A 17,374-nucleotide genomic window follows, 5' to 3' on the forward strand; every position below is an offset into this window, starting at 1 on the left:
TTTCCCACAGGCATGAGGCTATCTTTTAGGACCCACATAGGTCTGTCCTTTATGGCGACCGTACTAATTGCATTGCTATCAGGTTGCGGAACGGTTCACAAAGTGAACTCGCAATACGATACGACAATCGGTAAAAAAAGGCAGACTACAAACGTCTATCAGAAGGCTCCGTTGCCCATGAGCCTGAATCGCGTTGCATTGCTACCCATGTACAAAGGACGCTATGAACACCACGACTTTGAAGGTATCGAGGAAAATTTCCGTCTCGAACTGGTCAAGCGTTCGCTTTTTGAAGTAGTCAGCCTGACTCCTGAAGAAATGAGCACGTTGTTCCCGGAACCCCGGTACTCCTCGATTGAGTATCTGCCTACAGACTTACTCACCAAACTGAGCGCGAAGTATGCCATCGACGGTTTGCTGCTCCTTGACGTGAGTTATTTCAAGCCTTATAAACCAGTAGGACTTGGTATTCGAGCGAAGTTGCTCGATGGACATACCGGCGAAATCGTTTGGGCGGCGGACGAGGTTTTCGACGCTTCCAATCCTGCGGTTTCCAACTCTGCCAGGAAATACTATAAGACAGAATCAATTATTCAATTCCCCCTTCACAACACTCAAACCATTCTACATAGCCCCAATCGATTTTCCAAATATGTCGCACATTCGCTATTCAGAACAATTTATTTACAAAAAGATTAAAGTTCATCAGGAAAGAGCCGTTTTTAAAAGTAATTAACAAATTAGCCTGAATAATCATTAATCTAACTAACGTATGAATATCAATAACCACCCACAGACTGACGAACTCTATACCCAGAACATAAAGGGAGCTGAGGCAAGAAAGCCGACGCCGTCTTCTACTGAAGTCGATGCGGAAGTTAAGCCCTCCGGAGAAAAATTGGATCTTTCGATATTAGGTGCTTTACGAAACCAGCCAGAAATCCGGCCGGAAGTGGTCGCTAGAGGTAAGGAATTGCTCAACGATCCTAATTATCCTTCCAAAGAAATTGTCGATTCGATTGCTAAACTCATCGTGCCCTTTGACGATGAAGAGTAAGTAGTATCCGTTAGGATTTGATCGCCTTGTGATCAGTAAAAATACCAGCTAGCCTATGAACCAAAATGTCGAGTCGTACAAGAAGGCCGCAATTTTATCGGCGAGTCCCGAGCGCTTGATATTGATGCTCTATGATGGGGCGCTGGATGCGATGCGACGGGCTAAGTCAGGTTTCAAGCTCGAAGAAGTTAAGTCGCGAAATGAAACGATTAGCAATAATCTGATAAAGGCGCAGAACATTTTTGGTGAGCTTCAGCGATCTTTGCGGCCTGAAAAAGGCAAGGATTTTACAGATCGGATGTTTGGCCTATATGCCTTCTACTCGATGAAGTTGAATGAAGCGAACTTCAAGAAGGAGGAAGCTCCAATCGATCTGGCTATTGAACTTTTTTCCGAGATTCGTGACGCCTGGGAGGAGATGCTCGCGAAGCAGAAAGTTAAGGCGGAATCCGTCCCCGTTGCCCCGGGAATGGGGGTTGGAGAAGGACTTTCACTCCGAGCCTAGCCTTCTGGTTACCAATAAAATCGAATTTCCTTTCCGTCAAACTAGCGGAGGTTGCTTGCTTGCTGGTGAGAAACCTTCACGCTAGTGCAAATAAGTAATGACTGATTTAAATACTGTCCGATAGTTTGTATGGAAAAACGGTTTGTTCTACTCACTGCTTATGAAGATCTCACAGCGAAGGAAACTTTCTGTATTAAGGAAGCGAACTTCGACGAGATCCAAAAAGTCCAATCAAAGAAGTCGAAACTCTTAGGGGAGCTTGGATCTCTGAGGGATAAGGATCGATTGAGAATCGAGGAGAAGGTGGAATTTAGTAGGCGCGTGGAAGCGTTACAGAAGCAAGAGCAAGAGAATGAAAAACGTCTCAGTTTGCTAATGGGTCAAAATAGAGCCGAATTGAGATCTCTTTCAAAGCACGCGACTTCCGTGTCACAAATCCGGAAGGCGTATGGGTCTGCATTAAGTCTGGATTCTCCCAATAGGTCTCTTACTGACAAAGCATAAGGTTCTTGAGGAAGAAATGTCAGCGGCGGACAAGAAGAGAAACGACTCTTGGATTCCCTGTATCATTTTAAAGGATCTAAATTCGCGCCAACCGTTGTGTCTGGTGACGGGAAGAATAGGACGCGAGTTGTGGAATCGCTTTCCCGATTTTCAAGTTTTGAATACAAATGCGGACCTAATAGTCATGAGCTTGCTGATTGCATCTAGGGCTGTCATTTTGGAATTATTGGTTGCGGTTCTTCAGCCTATGAATTGACTTCGATTAAGTGCCGGTTTAAAGGAATTTATGTAGCGGATAACTAGGAAAGCATGGTAAAAAGAGTTTAATCTAAATGGAACTTGCCAGTCGTGTATGGCGGTTCAGTGGGTGATCGGGGTTAGATTGAGTCTATTTTTACAAAAACCTCGTTCGATTTTGTTTCATTCTATCGCATTGTCGCTAAGTTAATGGTGTCGGTGCCCAATTCGGGTGGAGCCGAAGTAAAGTTACTTGTGATAGTTAAACCTACAAAATCCGGAACTTAAGCTAAGCTTTTATGACCGTTGAAAGAATACTCATCTTGGATGATGAGCTTGTGATTAGGAAAGCTCTCGAGGAGCAACTAAGAAGAAAAAGGCTCTCTGTTTGTAGCGTTTCGAACCTGAGTGAAGCGGAGAAGCACATTCAAAAAGACGAGTTTGATCTCTTGTTTGTGGATGTTCATCTGCCAGACGGGAACGGCACGGAGTTGCTAGATCGAATCGCAACAATGCAGGATCCGCCTCTTGTCGTGATCATCACAGGAAATGGGACCGTAGAATCTGCGGTCGAATGCATGCGGGCGGGTGCGTTTGACTACATCATTAAGCCATTTTCGTCATCGCAGATTGATGTCCTGATGAAAAAGGCCAAGGACTATCGCCAACTCGTTAAGGTGAATCAGTTCTTTGCGAAAGAAAGCGTAGAGGGGGCTGAACTAATCGGCAAAAGTGTGCCGATCGAGAATTTGCGATCTATGGTCGGCAAGGTAGCTCCAACGGAAGCCACCGTTCTGATCAATGGAGAGAACGGAACCGGAAAGGAGCTGGTTGCGAGTGAGCTTTACCGCAGAAGTAGTCGCCGAAAGGCTCCTTTTATCAAAGTCAATTGTGCAGCGATTTCCGAAAGCTTGATCGAAAGCGAATTCTTCGGTCATGAAAAGGGGGCTTTTACAGGTGCCATTCAGCGGCGCGAAGGGCGTTTTGAGCTGGCGGATGGCGGAACCATACTGTTGGACGAAATTAGTGAGATATCGCCAAAGGTTCAGGCCAAACTGCTCCGTGTCTTGCAAGAACGTGAGTTTGAACGAGTTGGAGGCAACAAGACGATCAAAGTTGATGTGCGAGTGGTTGCGACAACCAACCGCGATCTGATGAAATCGGTTGAAAGAGGGGACTTTCGACAAGACTTGTACTATCGATTGAATGTATTTCCGATTCACGTCCCACCATTGAGAGAGCGACAAGGAGATGTTCTGTTGCTCGCTAAAACGTTTGCACAAAAATTTGCTCGAAAGCATGGGATAACTTTGAGGGGCTTTGAGGAAGCAGCGTCTCGTTCTCTGTCTTCTCATCCTTGGCCTGGAAACGTCAGAGAGCTTCAAAATACGATTGAACGAGCGGTCATTTTATCCGAATCTGGATTAAAGATTTCCGCGGATTCCCTTGGACTGATGCCGGTGATGGCCAATGTTAACGTCCCTGCCTTTCGCGAAACAGTAGCTACTCCTGAGCCCGTTGGGGTGGGCGCCGGTTCGACAGGGTATGGAGGTTCGAATCAGGTAGGATTTCCTCCCTCGACTCCAACGTCCTCATCAACCTTTTCTTCAGAATCGAGCGTGCCTGATTTCGGTGATGAACCGCTTCCTTTGGAGCAGATTGAGAAGCAGCACATCTTGAGTACTTTGGAAACCACCAAAGGAAATCGGACTCATGCGGCTAAAATTCTCGGAATCAGTATCAGGACATTGAGAAACAAGCTCGCGATTTACCGTGAGGACGGAGAGTTCATTGCCGGAGAAGAGTAGGCAGGTTAAGGTTTGCAACTGAAAGGCGGGATTATATCCGCTTCTCAGTTTCCCAGACGGGTTAATTCGAGTCTATTGGGGTCTCGTGCATCGGGAAAGTTCCTTGGAGAATTACCTTCAGGGCGTCACCATGCGTTTTTTACGCATCCAAGGGCAATTCTACCTAAGCCTTTTGGCGTAGAGTATGATATACACAGGAGGGACCGAGAGGATTGTTACCATGGATCAAGTATTTGTAATTTCAACTTCCGAAAGGGACGCAATTTGAGGCTAACGCGAGTATTCTAGCTTTAGCGTTTCGGGCTACCCACATTCCAGGACCGATGGCCGGAGCATTTCTAGTTTTCGGATTGTTATGAAGAGTCTGATACGAAGATATCTTACTTCTTTTGCTTTTTCCCCCAGCTATCGCGTAATCCAACGGTACAATTTAATACCAGCTGATCTGATTGGGTGTCTGGATCAACGGCATAGTAGCCCTTGCGTTCAAACTGAAAGCGCTCGCCAATTGTGGCTTTTCCTAATTCCGGCTCTCCGAAGGCGGTGATGATGGACTCAGAATTCTGATTCAGATTGTCTATGAATGTCTGTCCTTCCTCTACGTCTTCTGGGTTGTTTTTCGTGAAAAGCTGCTCATAATTACGAACCTCTAGAGACCGATTTTCAGTGGCGCTAACCCAATGGATAGTTCCTTTGACCTTACGTCCGTCGGGTGTAGATCCTCCTCTCGATTCTGGATCGAAGGTGGCGTGGATTTCTTGTATTTCACCTTCTTCGTCCTTTGTGAATCCGGTGCAAGTAATGTAGCAGGCGTAGCGTAGTCGAACTTCGCGACCAGGACCGAGTCGAAAAAACTTTTTTGGAGGATCTTCCATGAAGTCCTCTCGCTCGATGTAGATCTCACGAGTTAGAGGAACTGAACGCATTCCAAGTTCAGGTTTCGCCGGGTGGTTGGGGCCGTCGAAGTATTCGGTATCATTCTCAGGAAAATTCTCTATGATTACTTTAACAGGATTGAGCACGGCCATTCTGCGATAGGCTCGTTCTTCCAAGTCTTGGCGAATGCAATACTCAAGTAGGGCGTATTCATTCACTCGTTCTCTCTTGGCAACGCCTGCTCGACGGCAAAATTCATTTAGCGACTCAGGAGTGTAACCACGTCTACGGAATCCGGATACAGTAGGCATTCTTGGGTCATCCCAGCCTCGTACATGGCCTTCACTGACAAGTTGCAAGAGCTTCCTTTTACTCGTGACAATATGCTCTACATTGAGACGGGCGAATTCAATTTGACGTGGCTTGCTGGGAACTGGAAGGTTCTTTAAAAACCAGTTATAGAGAGGTCGGTGAAATTCGAATTCGAGAGAACAGAGACTATGTGTGATTCCCTCGATTGCGTCGCTTTGTCCGTGAGTGAAGTCATAGGACGGGTAGATTTTCCATTTGTCTCCAGTCCGATGATGGTTGGCGTGTAGAATGCGGTAGAGAACAGGATCGCGCAAATTCAGATTTGGATTGCCCATGTCGATCTTAGCCCGGAGGACGCGGTTGCCTTCATCAAACTCGCCATCTTTCATTCGCTGAAAAAAATCGAAATTTTCCTCTACCGTTCGGTCACGAAAAGGAGAGTTTTCACCAGGTTCTATCAATGACCCTCTACCTTTCCGCATTTCCTCTGGGCTTTGGTCATCTACATAGGCGAGTCCCTCGCGAATCAGGTGAAGGGCCCAATCATAGAGTTGATCAAAGTAGTCGGACGCGAAAAACAAGTTATCCCCCCAGTCCGCACCCAGCCATTTGACGTCTTCCTTAATCGCATCAACGTATTCAGATTCTTCCTTCGCTGGATTCGTGTCATCGAAACGTAGATTGAATTGCCCATTGTAGTCTCGAGCAATTCCGTACGATACTTGAATCGCAAAGGCGTGTCCAATATGCAGGTAGCCGTTGGGCTCAGGAGGAAAACGAGTTACTATTTCTTGGTTAGGTTTGGCTGCTTTGTATTCGTCGATGATATCTCGAATGAAATTGGATGAGGTTTCTTCAGTCATATTGGAAATGCTTACGCTGGATGTATTAGTGGTATTTGTTGATAGCCAACTCTAGGCGATTCAGAACACGTTCTTTCCCTAGCACTTCAAGCATTGGTAGGAAGTCTGGCCCTGAATTTGTACCGCTTACGGAGAATCTAACGATGGGATACCAGGCAAAAGGTTTAAGCTGTTTTTCATCGGCCAATTGGTTAAACGCGGAATCAATCTCAGTTTGAGTCCAGTTTTGTAACGCTGCCAGACGGGGCAGCAACTCCTCCAATCGATCGATCGCTCCTTCCTTTTTCATTACTTTGTTCTCCGCGTTTTCGCTAATAGCGTATTGGTGGGAAAAGAAATAGGAGGCGAATCCGGGAAGATTTTCGAAACTATCAATTTTCTCCTGACAGAGTTTCATAACAGTGGTCAGATAAGTTTCATCAACTGGTTCTTCAATCAATCCAGATTTGACTAGCGACCGTTTCCCTATTTGCACATACGCTTGGATCGGCATCGCCTTCATGTACTCAAAGTTTAGGTGAGACATCTTTTGCTCATCAAATCGAGCACCTCCTTTTTGTACATCTTCGAGTCTAAACCTTGAAGTTAGTTCTTCGATTGTAAAAACCTCTCGCTCATCCTTTGGAGACCAACCCAGTAAAGCGATGAAATTGCGGACCGCTTCGGGGATAAAATTGCGTTCCCTGTATTCTGAAATCAAGGCTCCTTTGTCACGTTTCGACATCTTGCCTTTCCCTTCTTTCGGGTTTTTGAGGATCATCGGCAGGTGAGCGAACTTTGGGGGTTCTACTCCGAAAGCATTGAATAGCTCTATGTGCTTCGACGTATTTGAGAGATGGTCTTCACCTCGAATGACATGGGTGATTTTCATTGCTATATCGTCGACCACGTTAACGAAGTGAAAGCTCGGGTCGCCGTTTGAGCGTTGAATTACGAAGTCTCGATCTTCGCGTCGTGTTACTTTGCCTCGAATGATGTCCTCAATTACAACTGGCAGCGTTTTAACTTTCTCGACGTCGGCTTTCAAGTAGTCGTCGTATTCGGTAAAGCGATCGCCTTCCAGTTTGAAGTAGATGGCTCCGTCTTTTTCATAAACCCGGTCTTTGTCTTTCAGGATTTTTAGGTATTCGGCGTAGATATCGTTTCGCTTGCTTTGGAAATGGGGGCCGAAATCGCCTTCCTTACCTGGACCTTCATCCCAGTCCAGACCCAGCCACTTGAGCCCGTCGATGAGTTCTTCGAGTGCTTCCTGGGTATTTCGCTCCTTGTCGGTATCTTCTATTCTGAGAACGAAAGCCCCCCCCTCTTTGCGGGCAAAAAGCCAATTGAAGAGCGCGGTTCTCGCGGTTCCAATGTGGGTGGATCCCGTCGGGCTAGGAGCAAATCTGACTCGGACTTGGTTCATATTCAGGACACGTTGCGCTTAAGGTGAGGCGAATCAAGGCATCTCTTCGGAAGGGCGATAGAATGGTTGGATTCGGTTTGGTTCAACGTCTTGCAAGACGGCTAATTGGGAAAAGCAGCACGATTGAAAGGGCGACCAGCAGGGAGCCAATAGTTGCCCAACTTTGGATCGAGATCAAATTAAGCATGTAGAAACCGATAAAGGGAGCCACTAGACCCCGCACCCCAGTCATAAATGAATGAACCGTCATGTAGTCGGACTCCTGCCCTGGTGGCGCGAACTTAGTGACCCAGAGGCTCCAGTTGACGTTTCCTCCCGCCATTGCCAGGCCGTAGCCTACGGAACCGATATAAATCCCCGCCATCGTGTCCGAAAAAAAGAAGATCAAAATTGCAGCCAGCTGAATGGCACTCGTGAAGGCACGAACGAGGAAGAAATTAAAGGCGTCAAAAAGGTGCCCCCAGATTGAAGTCGCGAAAATGCGGACAGTGCTGGGAATAATGATGCCTGCGATGGCTATTTGAGTATTTGTAGCGTGAATACTGTATTCATCGCTTGTCATATACTCAATTTGAAGGGGCATGGTGCTTAAATTGCCAAATCCAAGGATCATCCACATTCCCAACATGCAGCCGAACACCTTGTCCTTCCATGCGAGTGATAGGTGGGTCAGTGGGTTTCCGCTAGGGCTTCGCTGAAGAATCTCAGACGGAACCTTGTAAATGCATATTCCGGAAAAAATGCAGGCTGCCGCCATTATCTGAAAGAGGATTGGGAATTGTGAAAGATCCTCCTCGAGGAGTTGTCCTCCAAACCAGCCAAAAACAGGGGCAATTGTGATACTAACGGAAATCGCATAGGCGACTCGCTTGCCCCGCAATCCAGAAGCATAGTTGGTGGAGTAAATGTGGATAAGCAGCGGCATTTGCTGGGCCAAGACAGCGGCTGCAGCGGTTCCCGCCCCTAAGAATAGCCAAAGTGAGTCTACCCCTAAAGAGGCCACCCAGAAAAGAATCCCTGAAATCATGTAGTTGATGCTGCATAACTTGGAGGTTTGTAGCCTCAGTCGGGGCAGGTAGAACAGCGCGATGGGCGTTGAAAGGAGTCCAATTGTGAATGCAGCTGGAACCAATGCCTTTGCAAAGGACGTTCCATCGAAGTAGCGAGTGACAACGAGAAGCGCGAAAATGCGCCACCCTGAATCCATGAGACCACTCAAACAACTTCGAATAATGTCCCAGCGAAAAGTTTGACGAGCGATTTCGACTTTGCTTGCTGAGACCTGAGGATCGGGAATTTTGGAGTTCCCGTCTTTCACAGGGATTGCCCGCACGCTTCGACAAGCGATTGGAATTCAGGATGGTTCTCGAGCGAGTTGAAGTCGGAGTCTTGCATAAGCCAATTTCGGTCATCGTACCCGAGCTCAATCGCTTTCCTGAGTGAATCGAGAGCTTCGCGTTTTCGCCCTAGCAAGCACAAGGTGCAGGCCAGATTGTACTGTACCCGCGGGTTTTGAGGGGAGATTCGGGCTAACCTTCGGTCAATGCGGAGAGCTTGATTTGCCATCTCATATTTTGAGTATAGACCGCCCAGCAGCTCTAGCGTCTCTGGGTTCTTGGAGTCCTTTTTGAGAAGGTTCTCAAAAAAATTTATCTCGAAGGCATCTTGGGCATCGATTTCCATTTCGAAATCTATGCTATGCTGAGGGTGCTTACCTGCAAGCGAAGGTTTTTCGGAGGTAAAGATATGCCGACGCTAGTGCTGAGAGCAGATTTCTGAATGGATGCCGAAGATTATTATAGATGGTTCGTTCCAGGCATTGAAACTGAATTGAGCCTGAGCGCTTTCACTCATGAAAGATCAGGTAGGTTCCGGTCGATTCGTAGAGCAGGCTAGGGGCGTAACGGCTAATGAGTCGATTGCTTTCGACTGGTATGGTAAAGCTGCGAAGCGCGGCCATCTGAAAGCAACGGCTGCTCTCGCTGAATGCTACTTTAATGGTCATGGGTTCAAGACCGACACAGAAGTCGCCTTCGGGCTGTTCAATCATGCGTTGGAACGTGGAAGCTTTGATGCGATGCGTAGGTTAGCATCCATCTGCTTGGATGGCGTCTTGGTGAAGAAGGACTACGACATCGCTGCCTCTTTCTAGCGTAAAGCGGCGGACAAGGGAGATCCGGCGGCTCAGTTTAGTATGGCTGTGATGCTGGACATTACCCGCAATCGCGACGCAGCCATCGCATGGTATCAAGACGCAGCCCGTCAGGGACACAATTCTTCGCAGAAGCGATTGCTCAAACTGCAGTTGGATTGGTAGTCCAACCTCGAATTTAGTAAGTGTGAGTTGCTTAGTTAGCAGCCCTATTTGCGTGAGTGAATAGTGGGCCGGTTGGTTACCGGCCTACTTCTTTTTTGCGGGGTTGTCTTCGAATAAGAAGGACTAGTTTGAAGTCTCGACTTTGCTCTTGGAGCAAAATCCCTTTTCCAGGAGTTCTTCGCAGGAAGCCGTAACTTGAAGACGCTGGCTAATGGGTGTCAGCCCAAGGTTGGCGGAAACCGTGTTTCCATACCATTCCATGAAGGGGGCTGGGATTTCGAAAATCTTCTGGCAGTCGTTGCAAATAACCTGGGCCTTCTGGGCGCCTTGTTCCCGGTTGGGCATGTAGTACTTTAGGTTCGTGCCAATATCGACCTCGCGCACCAGACTGCTCTCGACGAGTATGGGAAGGGTGCGATAGACGGTGGCTCGGGAAACCGTGCGATCGATCAGCCGTGCCTTGTCTAGAAGTTCCTCTGCTGTGAAATGACTCGACTCCTTGAATACGGCTTCGAAGATAGCCATACGTTGGCCAGTCATTCTCAGATTATGTTTTACCAAAAAGGCACGAAATCGTTCTCTGCAATCTTCGATTGTCACGAACTGCAGTCTCAATACGTTCTCAATAAGTGTCAATGTCGGATTACCGCTTGTGAATTTGAATGATGAAATCGTAGCGGTATGGCCATTGGCGGGGTTTGACAAAACCCTCCATTACAAAGTGGCCGAGGGGATGTCTCGGCAAATTGCTGTGGGGACACTCGTTCGTGTCCCTGTGGGCAGGCGGTTCACATTAGGGGTCGTTGTCAAAAAAAAAGCGGATCCGGATGTGGAGTATTCAAAGCTGAAGATGGTCTCGCAAGTTTGCTACGACCAACCTATATTGACGCCAAGGTTGCTAGAGCTCGCGGGATGGATGAGGTCCTACTACGGGGCGAAACGCGAAGCTGTATTGGAGACGATGATACCCGGTCCGATTCGTCAGGGAATGTCGCCTAAAAGAGACAAATATGTGTCAATCGGAAAAAAACTTGGCCAGGAGGAACTGGAGACGTTGGGTAGAAGGGCACCCAAACAGCGGGATTTGTATGATTTTGTCCTTCAGCAAATAAAGCCTCAAAAAAAGAGCCTGATACTCAATCGATTGAAGCTATCGGCGGCCACATACAACGGACTTCTGGAGAAGGGATTCATTCACGAGGAGTCACGTGTAGCGGAGCGAGTAGCCTATGAGGACGAGATTGGGGAAATAGAGTTCGCGGTAGAAGAAAAATTCACACTGAACGATGAGCAAGTCGCAGTGACCGAGAGCTTGAGGGCAACCTTGTCAAAGGGGGGATTTGCAACCCACTTAGTCCAAGGAGTAACGGGCTCCGGAAAGACCGAAGTTTACCTCGATGCGATGGAGGCAGTCCTGGAAAAGGGGCAGGGGGTGCTTTTTCTCGTGCCTGAAGTGGCACTGACTCCGCAGACCGTGGGAAGAATTCGGTCCCGGCTCGCTCAATATGCTCATGTACAAACGGTCGTGTGGCACAGTCATCTTTCGGACGGAGAACGTTTGGACGCCTGGATGGCTCTGGCATCGGGCAGGGCACAGGTTGTCGTTGGAGCTCGTTCAGCTGTTTTTGCTCCGATTAAAAAGCTTGGACTCATAGTCGTGGATGAAGAGCACGAACCTGCTTTTAAGCAGGATGAGACCCCCCGCTATCATGGTCGAGATGTCGCTGTGTATCGGGCGTATTTGGAGAATACGCTTTGCGTGTTGGGTTCCGCGACCCCTTCACTCGAGTCTTATCGTAATGTCACCCTAGGAAAATACGCTCTCGATCGACTTACGCAAAGAGTAGACGATCGGGCACTGCCGATGATGCATGTGGTGGACATGAGACAGGAGATCGCCCGCACTCGCAAGTCGACTCAACTATCAACCACGTTGGTTGAGAAACTCCGGGACCGTTTTGAGAAGAAAGAGCAGAGCATACTGTTCATCAACCGAAGGGGATTTTCGTCGAGCATGCTTTGCCAGGACTGTGGTCATGTTGAGATCTGCAACCATTGTAGCGTCCCCATGACCTATCACCGTAGTGATGAGACTTTGAAATGCCATTTATGCGGGGAGGAAGTCAATGCCCCCACGCAATGCCCGTCGTGTAAGAGCCCTAAGATTCGCTGGAAGGGGATGGGGACCCAACGTATTGAAGATTCGGTGACACGAGTGATGCCGAAAGCGAAAGTAGTGCGTATCGATGCGGACACGATGAGTCGAAAACACTTGTTCCGACAGATTCTTGGAGAGTTCCGATCCGGTAAAATTGACGTACTTGTCGGGACCCAAATGATCGCTAAGGGGCTTGATTTTCCGAATGTAACACTGGTTGGAATGGTGGATGCCGACTTGTCTCTTCACATTCCAGATTTCAGAGCGAATGAAAGAACGTTCCAGCTTTTGGTTCAGGTATCAGGTCGTGCGGGTCGAGGGGATTTGGCGGGTGAAGTGGTGGTGCAGACTTTTACCCCTCATGCGGATCCTATCCAGTTCGCCCGAAGAGGCGAGGTGGATGCATTCTTGGAAATCGAGGCGGAGTCGCGGAAGCGTTTTCAGTACCCCCCGTACCGTCATCTGATCCGGCAAGTTTTTAGAGGGCCTAATCCAGATAAAGTATCGTTCTTTGCTGAGCAATTTGCCAAGCGGGCAAACGAAAGGTTGGGGGGCAGAATTGAAACGCGAGGACCAGCTCCTTGTTCGATCGAAAAGATGAAGGACCATTATCGATTCCAAATATGGTATTTCGCTTCGAGTATAACGAATACCATGGCTGAGCTGTCAGGGGTCGCTAGTGAAATCGGCTGGCCCCCGGATGTTATACAAATTCTGGATGTAGATCCGATGTCGTTGAGTTGATTAGGGCTCGTATTCTCGAAGTGCCGAATTGATCGGCTATTCAATTATACCCACGAGGCTAGGGACAAACGCTAGCCTGACGATTTCATCAAATCGAAGATGCCCGTTTCCCGTATTGGTGAGTTCTACCTATTTCAGCCCCTAGCGAAAGTTACTCAGCTTTATGCCGTAAGAATAGACAGGAAAAAGAGGGCGTGGAGAATACGTGGGAATGGACTTACTCTCGATTGAAGAGGTCCAGTCAATTGTTTCTTGGATTGTCGGTCCTTGAGTGGCCAAGAACTAATCAAAAATTGATCGAAGAAGTTGGTTGATGAAAATTACTGGGCTCCTATGTTGCCGAGATGCGAATATATTTCCTGGGAATTGCAGGGACCGCGATGGGGAACGCGGCATTATTGCTACGTGATTTAGGACACGAGGTAACTGGGTCGGACCAGGCGGTGTATCCGCCAATGAGCGACATGCTCCTTCAGGCTGGGGTTGAGGTGCTAGAGGGCTATAGTGTGGATCGCTTGCAGAAACTTGAGCCTGATCTTGTGGTGATTGGAAATGCGTTCTCTCGAGGTAACGAAGAGGTCGAGTTTCTTTTGGAATCGAGATCGATTCCCTTTGTTTCCCTCCCAGGTGTTCTCAACCAGTTTGTGCTTTCGAAGCGCCAAAATATTGTTGTGACGGGCACGCACGGAAAGACGACGACGACTTCCTTGACCGCATACTTGCTTGAGCAGTCGGGAGCGAATCCGGGTTACTTGATCGGAGGGGCCCCGTTAGACCCAGGCCGAGGTTGGAACAATGGGTCTGCAGATGCCCCATTTGTGATTGAGGGTGACGAATATGACAGTGCGTTTTTCGATAAGCGGAGCAAGTTCATCCATTACGCGCCCCACATCGTAATTTTAAACAATCTTGAATTTGATCATGCGGACATTTTTAGGGATCTCGAAGATGTTAAGCGAAGTTTCGATCATTTGATCCGATTGATCCCACGGAGCGGCTTTTTATTGATCAATGAAGATGATTCGAATGTATTGTCTCTTCTGCCGATCAACTGGACGCGCGTTATCCGAGTAGGAGTTTCTGAGTCCTGTGAGCTGCGTATCACAAAATATGAGACGAATTCGAAGGGCTCTAAATTCGATCTAGAGTGGAAGAACAGAAGGTGGTTGTCCGTGGAATGGGCCATGTTGGGTCTATTCAATGCCAGAAATGCAGCCATGGCGTGTCTGGCGTCAGCGTTGTCCCTCTTGGGTGAAGACAGGATCACGGATTTTCAGGCATCCGGAATCGAACAATTTAGGGGGGTTCAACGAAGGCAGCAGATCCGCTTGGAGACCGATAGGCTAATCGCGATTGAGGATTTCGCCCATCACCCAACTGCGATCAAGGAAATACTGGAGTCGGTGCGAACTCGGTATCCTAATAGCAGGCTCATTGCTGCCTTTGAACCGCGAAGCAATACCTCACGTTTAGAAATTATGCGAGCGCCTTTGTGTGAGGCGTTGTCGCTGGCGGATGCGGTCGTGATTGGAGCGGTAAAGAAGAGCCCTGATGAATATAATGAAATTATGAATACGGAAGCACTCGCTTCGGATTTGAATGCTGCGGGCATAGTCGCGATTGCGAATCTGTCGAACGAAGCGAGCCTAAAAGCCTTGATCGAGCTTTGTGCAGATGACTCAGGGCAACAGTTAGTCGTTTTCTTAACAAATGGGTCATTTGACGGAATTATCGGCCAGTTCGTTGACCATTGTTTGAGAGGAAATTTCTAAGTTAGCTTGCGGACTTTTCCGAATTCGCTCAAATTTTTAGATTATGGCAACGCCTCCTTTTCACTTTCAAAAGCTTTTTGAACTGGACCAAGACGATACTGAGTACCGGCTTCTTACCAAAGAGTTCGTATCCACAGATTCGTTCAACGGACAAGAAATTCTCAAAGTCGAACCTGAAGGACTGTCCTGTCTTGTGAGACAGGCGATGCACGATCTTTCTTTTATGCTTCGCCCGGCCCACCTCGAGCAAGTGGCCTCTATTTTGGAAGATCCGGAAGCCTCCGAAAATGATCGCCATGTAGCCCTGACCCTCTTGCGTAATGCAGAAGTGGCTGCTCAAGGAGTGCTCCCATTTTGCCAAGACACGGGAACTGCAATTGTCATGGCGAAAAAGGGTCAACAGGTCTGGACCGATGGTGACGATGAGGTGGCTATCGCGAAAGGCATATACGACGTCTACACAGGCGAAAACCTCAGGTATTCGCAGGTTGCTCCTACGACTATGTACGAGGAAACGAACACTCGGACCAATTTGCCTGCTCAGATCGACATCTATGCCAATGAGGGAGAAGAATACTCATTTCTGTGTATTGCCAAAGGAGGAGGTTCGGCCAACAAGACCTTTCTTTATCAGGAAACCAAAGCCCTCCTGAACCCGGATTCTTTAGAGGCATTCATGTTGGACAAAATGGTCTCCCTCGGAACTTCGGGCTGTCCGCCTTACCATCTCGTTTTTGTGATTGGAGGGACCTCGGCTGAAGCTTGCTTAAAGACGGTGAAAGTGGCGTCGACCAAGTACCTAGATGGCTTGCCCACAAGCGGAAACGAGCAAGGACGGGCCTTTCGCGATGTTGAGCTCGAGGAAAAGATGCTCAAGCGGGCGCAAGAGTGTGGGGTCGGAGCCCAGTTTGGAGGGAAGTACTTTGCGCTCGATGTCAGAATCGTCCGCCTTCCGAGGCACGGAGCGAGTTGCCCTGTTGGGATTGGAGTTTCCTGCTCTGCGGACAGGAATATCAAGGCCAAAATAAACCGGGAAGGAATCTGGCTAGAGAAACTAGAGGGCGACCCAGGAAGATTGATCCCCATAGCGGTTGGCGGGCAAAAAGAGGCCGATGCGGTGCAGCTCGATCTCAATCGTCCCATGAAAGACATTTTGGCCGAGCTAACCAAATATCCGGTTCAAACGCGGCTTTCACTATCGGGAACGATTATCGTGGCTCGTGATATCGCGCACGCGAAACTAAAAGAACGCCTCAATGCCGGGGAAGGGTTGCCGCATTACTTCAAAGACCATCCCGTTTATTATGCAGGTCCAGCGAAGACACCGAAAGGGCTTCCCTCTGGCTCGTTTGGACCAACAACCGCGGGAAGAATGGATGCCTATGTGGAGCTGTTCCAGAAGAACGGCGGGACGATGATAATGTTAGCGAAGGGGAATCGAAGCCAGGAAGTAACGGATGCTTGCCACAAATACGGCGGATTTTATCTGGGTTCCATAGGTGGTCCGGCCGCAATCTTAGCGAAGGAAAATATCAAGAAAGTTGAAGTGGTTGAGTACGAAGAGCTCGGTATGGAAGCCATTTGGAAGATCGACGTGGTGGATTTCCCTGCGTTTATCTTAATAGACGACAAGGGAAACGACTTTTTCCAAATGATCCGAAAGCAAAAACTGGCTTAATTCCCCTTTTGAATTTGGCACCTGGTCTCAGTTACTGAGAAGGTAGGATTTAAGGTTCTCAGATAGAACAACCCAAATCGTAAATCATTATGAACTCTCGCCGCCACTTTGTTAAATCTACTCTTGGACTTTCCGCTCTTGCCGCTACCTCGCAGTCTAAACTGCTCGGTGCCCATCACGCAAAGGGCGAAAAGTGGTTTGATATCTCGCTTGCTCAATGGTCGCTTCACCGAGCGTTCAAGGGCGGTGATTTGGATGCGATGGATTTCGCGAAGATTTCAAAGCACTATTTTGGCGTAAATGCGATCGAGTATGTGAACCAGTTCTACATGGACAACTTTACTCCCAAAGTGGTCCGTGAGCTGAAGAAGCGTTCAGCAGACGAAGGTGTCCGAAACGTGTTGATCATGTGCGATCGGCTTGGGAACCTTGGGGACCCCAGTAAGGCCGCTCGAGTCAAGACGGTTGACAACCACGAAATCTGGGCCGACGCCGCTAAAGAGTTAGGTTGCCACTCGATTCGGGTAAATGCGGGGTCTTCCGGTAGCTATAACGAACAGATGAAGTTAGCGGCGGATGGTCTGAGCAGGCTAGGAGATTATGGCGAATCGATTGGAATCAACGTAATTGTAGAAAACCATGGCGGACTCTCTAGCAATGGGGCATGGCTAGCGAGTGTAATGAAAAAAGCCAATCACCCGCGCGTGGGTACCCTGCCGGACTTTGGCAATTTCATAATCGATCGAAAGACAGGCGAGAGCTATGATCGATATAAGGGTACCGCAGAACTCATGCCCTATGCAAAAGGAGTCAGTGCCAAGACTCACGATTTCAACGATGCCGGTAACGAGGTAAATACCGACTTCGAGCGGATGCTGAAAATCGTGAAGGACGCGGGATATCGGGGTTATATTGGTATTGAGTACGAGGGTCGTGAGACCGGTGAAGTTGAGGGTATCAAGCTGACTAAGAAACTGCTTCAACGACTGGGCGGTCGCTCCAACGAAGCCTAGTAAGCAAAAAATACGCCATTATCGAAGAGGATTTATCCGTTCCAAGCGATCGGGTTTCAGTCCCCGTAAACGACGTAGTCTTACTGAGAAAACACATTGCTCTCTGAGGGATCTTTTAGTTCTCA

General features: G+C 48.3%; 15 protein-coding genes. 10 read left to right on the forward strand and 5 right to left on the reverse strand.

Going from position 1 to position 17,374, the window contains the following annotated elements; genetic code table 11:
- Positions 1-12 precede the first annotated feature (12 nt).
- The 5 genes from GA004_RS05925 (at position 13) to GA004_RS05945 (ending at position 4,111) form a co-directional block, all read left to right on the forward strand.
- Entirely contained in the window at positions 13-699 is a 687-nt protein-coding gene (locus GA004_RS05925) for a hypothetical protein (protein WP_283396389.1), read from the forward strand.
- 73 nt (positions 700-772) lie between these two features.
- Complete coding sequence (locus tag GA004_RS05930; RefSeq protein WP_283396390.1) at positions 773-1,057, forward strand: hypothetical protein; 285 nt, start codon at positions 773-775, stop codon at positions 1,055-1,057.
- 55 nt (positions 1,058-1,112) lie between these two features.
- The gene (fliS, locus tag GA004_RS05935; protein WP_283396391.1) at positions 1,113-1,562 is read left to right on the forward strand and encodes a flagellar export chaperone FliS; all 450 of its coding nucleotides are present in this window, start codon (positions 1,113-1,115) and stop codon (positions 1,560-1,562) included.
- A gap of 129 nt (positions 1,563-1,691) precedes the next feature.
- The gene (locus GA004_RS05940) at positions 1,692-2,066 is read left to right on the forward strand and encodes a hypothetical protein (protein WP_283396392.1); all 375 of its coding nucleotides are present in this window, start codon (positions 1,692-1,694) and stop codon (positions 2,064-2,066) included.
- 536 nt (positions 2,067-2,602) lie between these two features.
- Complete coding sequence (locus GA004_RS05945) at positions 2,603-4,111, forward strand: sigma-54-dependent transcriptional regulator (protein WP_283396393.1); 1,509 nt, start codon at positions 2,603-2,605, stop codon at positions 4,109-4,111.
- Between the two features lie 380 nt (positions 4,112-4,491).
- On the opposite strand, the gene GA004_RS05950 is transcribed toward GA004_RS05945, so the two are convergent.
- From GA004_RS05950 to GA004_RS05965, 4 genes are all read right to left on the reverse strand, one after another.
- On the reverse strand, positions 4,492-6,162 hold the full coding sequence (locus GA004_RS05950) for a glutamine--tRNA ligase/YqeY domain fusion protein (RefSeq protein WP_283396394.1): 1,671 nt from the start codon (positions 6,160-6,162) through the stop codon (positions 4,492-4,494).
- 25 nt (positions 6,163-6,187) lie between these two features.
- Positions 6,188-7,567, reverse strand: coding sequence for a glutamate--tRNA ligase (locus tag GA004_RS05955; protein ID WP_283396395.1), 1,380 nt, complete (start codon positions 7,565-7,567; stop codon positions 6,188-6,190).
- Positions 7,568-7,649: 82 nt separating this feature from the next.
- On the reverse strand, positions 7,650-8,885 hold the full coding sequence (locus GA004_RS05960) for an MFS transporter (protein ID WP_283396396.1): 1,236 nt from the start codon (positions 8,883-8,885) through the stop codon (positions 7,650-7,652).
- The gene (locus GA004_RS05965; protein WP_283396397.1) at positions 8,882-9,250 is read right to left on the reverse strand and encodes a TPR end-of-group domain-containing protein; all 369 of its coding nucleotides are present in this window, start codon (positions 9,248-9,250) and stop codon (positions 8,882-8,884) included. Before GA004_RS05965 ends, GA004_RS05960 begins: the two co-directional genes overlap by 4 nt.
- Before the next feature lie 169 nt (positions 9,251-9,419).
- On the opposite strand from GA004_RS05965, the gene GA004_RS05970 reads away from it, so the two are divergent.
- Complete coding sequence (locus GA004_RS05970) at positions 9,420-9,719, forward strand: tetratricopeptide repeat protein (RefSeq protein WP_283396398.1); 300 nt, start codon at positions 9,420-9,422, stop codon at positions 9,717-9,719.
- 288 nt (positions 9,720-10,007) lie between these two features.
- Here the strand turns inward: GA004_RS05970 and GA004_RS05975 are convergent, their stop codons facing one another.
- Positions 10,008-10,424, reverse strand: a complete 417-nt coding sequence (locus GA004_RS05975; protein ID WP_283396399.1) for a Fur family transcriptional regulator — start codon at positions 10,422-10,424, stop codon at positions 10,008-10,010.
- A 112-nt stretch (positions 10,425-10,536) separates the two neighbouring features.
- Between GA004_RS05975 and priA the strand changes: the two genes are divergently transcribed.
- The 4 genes from priA (at position 10,537) to GA004_RS05995 (ending at position 17,249) form a co-directional block, all read left to right on the forward strand.
- Positions 10,537-12,786 carry a replication restart helicase PriA gene (priA, locus tag GA004_RS05980; protein ID WP_283396400.1) on the forward strand — a complete coding sequence of 750 codons (2,250 nt, stop codon included), beginning with the start codon at positions 10,537-10,539 and terminating at the stop codon, positions 12,784-12,786.
- Positions 12,787-13,130: 344 nt separating this feature from the next.
- Positions 13,131-14,558: a UDP-N-acetylmuramate--L-alanine ligase gene (locus GA004_RS05985; protein WP_283396401.1), complete on the forward strand. Its 1,428-nt coding sequence runs from the start codon at positions 13,131-13,133 to the stop codon at positions 14,556-14,558.
- A 43-nt stretch (positions 14,559-14,601) separates the two neighbouring features.
- Positions 14,602-16,236, forward strand: a complete 1,635-nt coding sequence (locus tag GA004_RS05990; RefSeq protein ID WP_283396402.1) for a fumarate hydratase — start codon at positions 14,602-14,604, stop codon at positions 16,234-16,236.
- Between the two features lie 89 nt (positions 16,237-16,325).
- On the forward strand, positions 16,326-17,249 hold the full coding sequence (locus tag GA004_RS05995) for a sugar phosphate isomerase/epimerase family protein (RefSeq protein ID WP_283396403.1): 924 nt from the start codon (positions 16,326-16,328) through the stop codon (positions 17,247-17,249).
- Positions 17,250-17,374 lie beyond the last annotated feature (125 nt).

Origin of the sequence: Candidatus Pelagisphaera phototrophica (assembly GCF_014529625.1) — a bacterium.
Taxonomy (GTDB): domain Bacteria; phylum Verrucomicrobiota; class Verrucomicrobiia; order Opitutales; family Opitutaceae; genus Pelagisphaera; species Pelagisphaera phototrophica.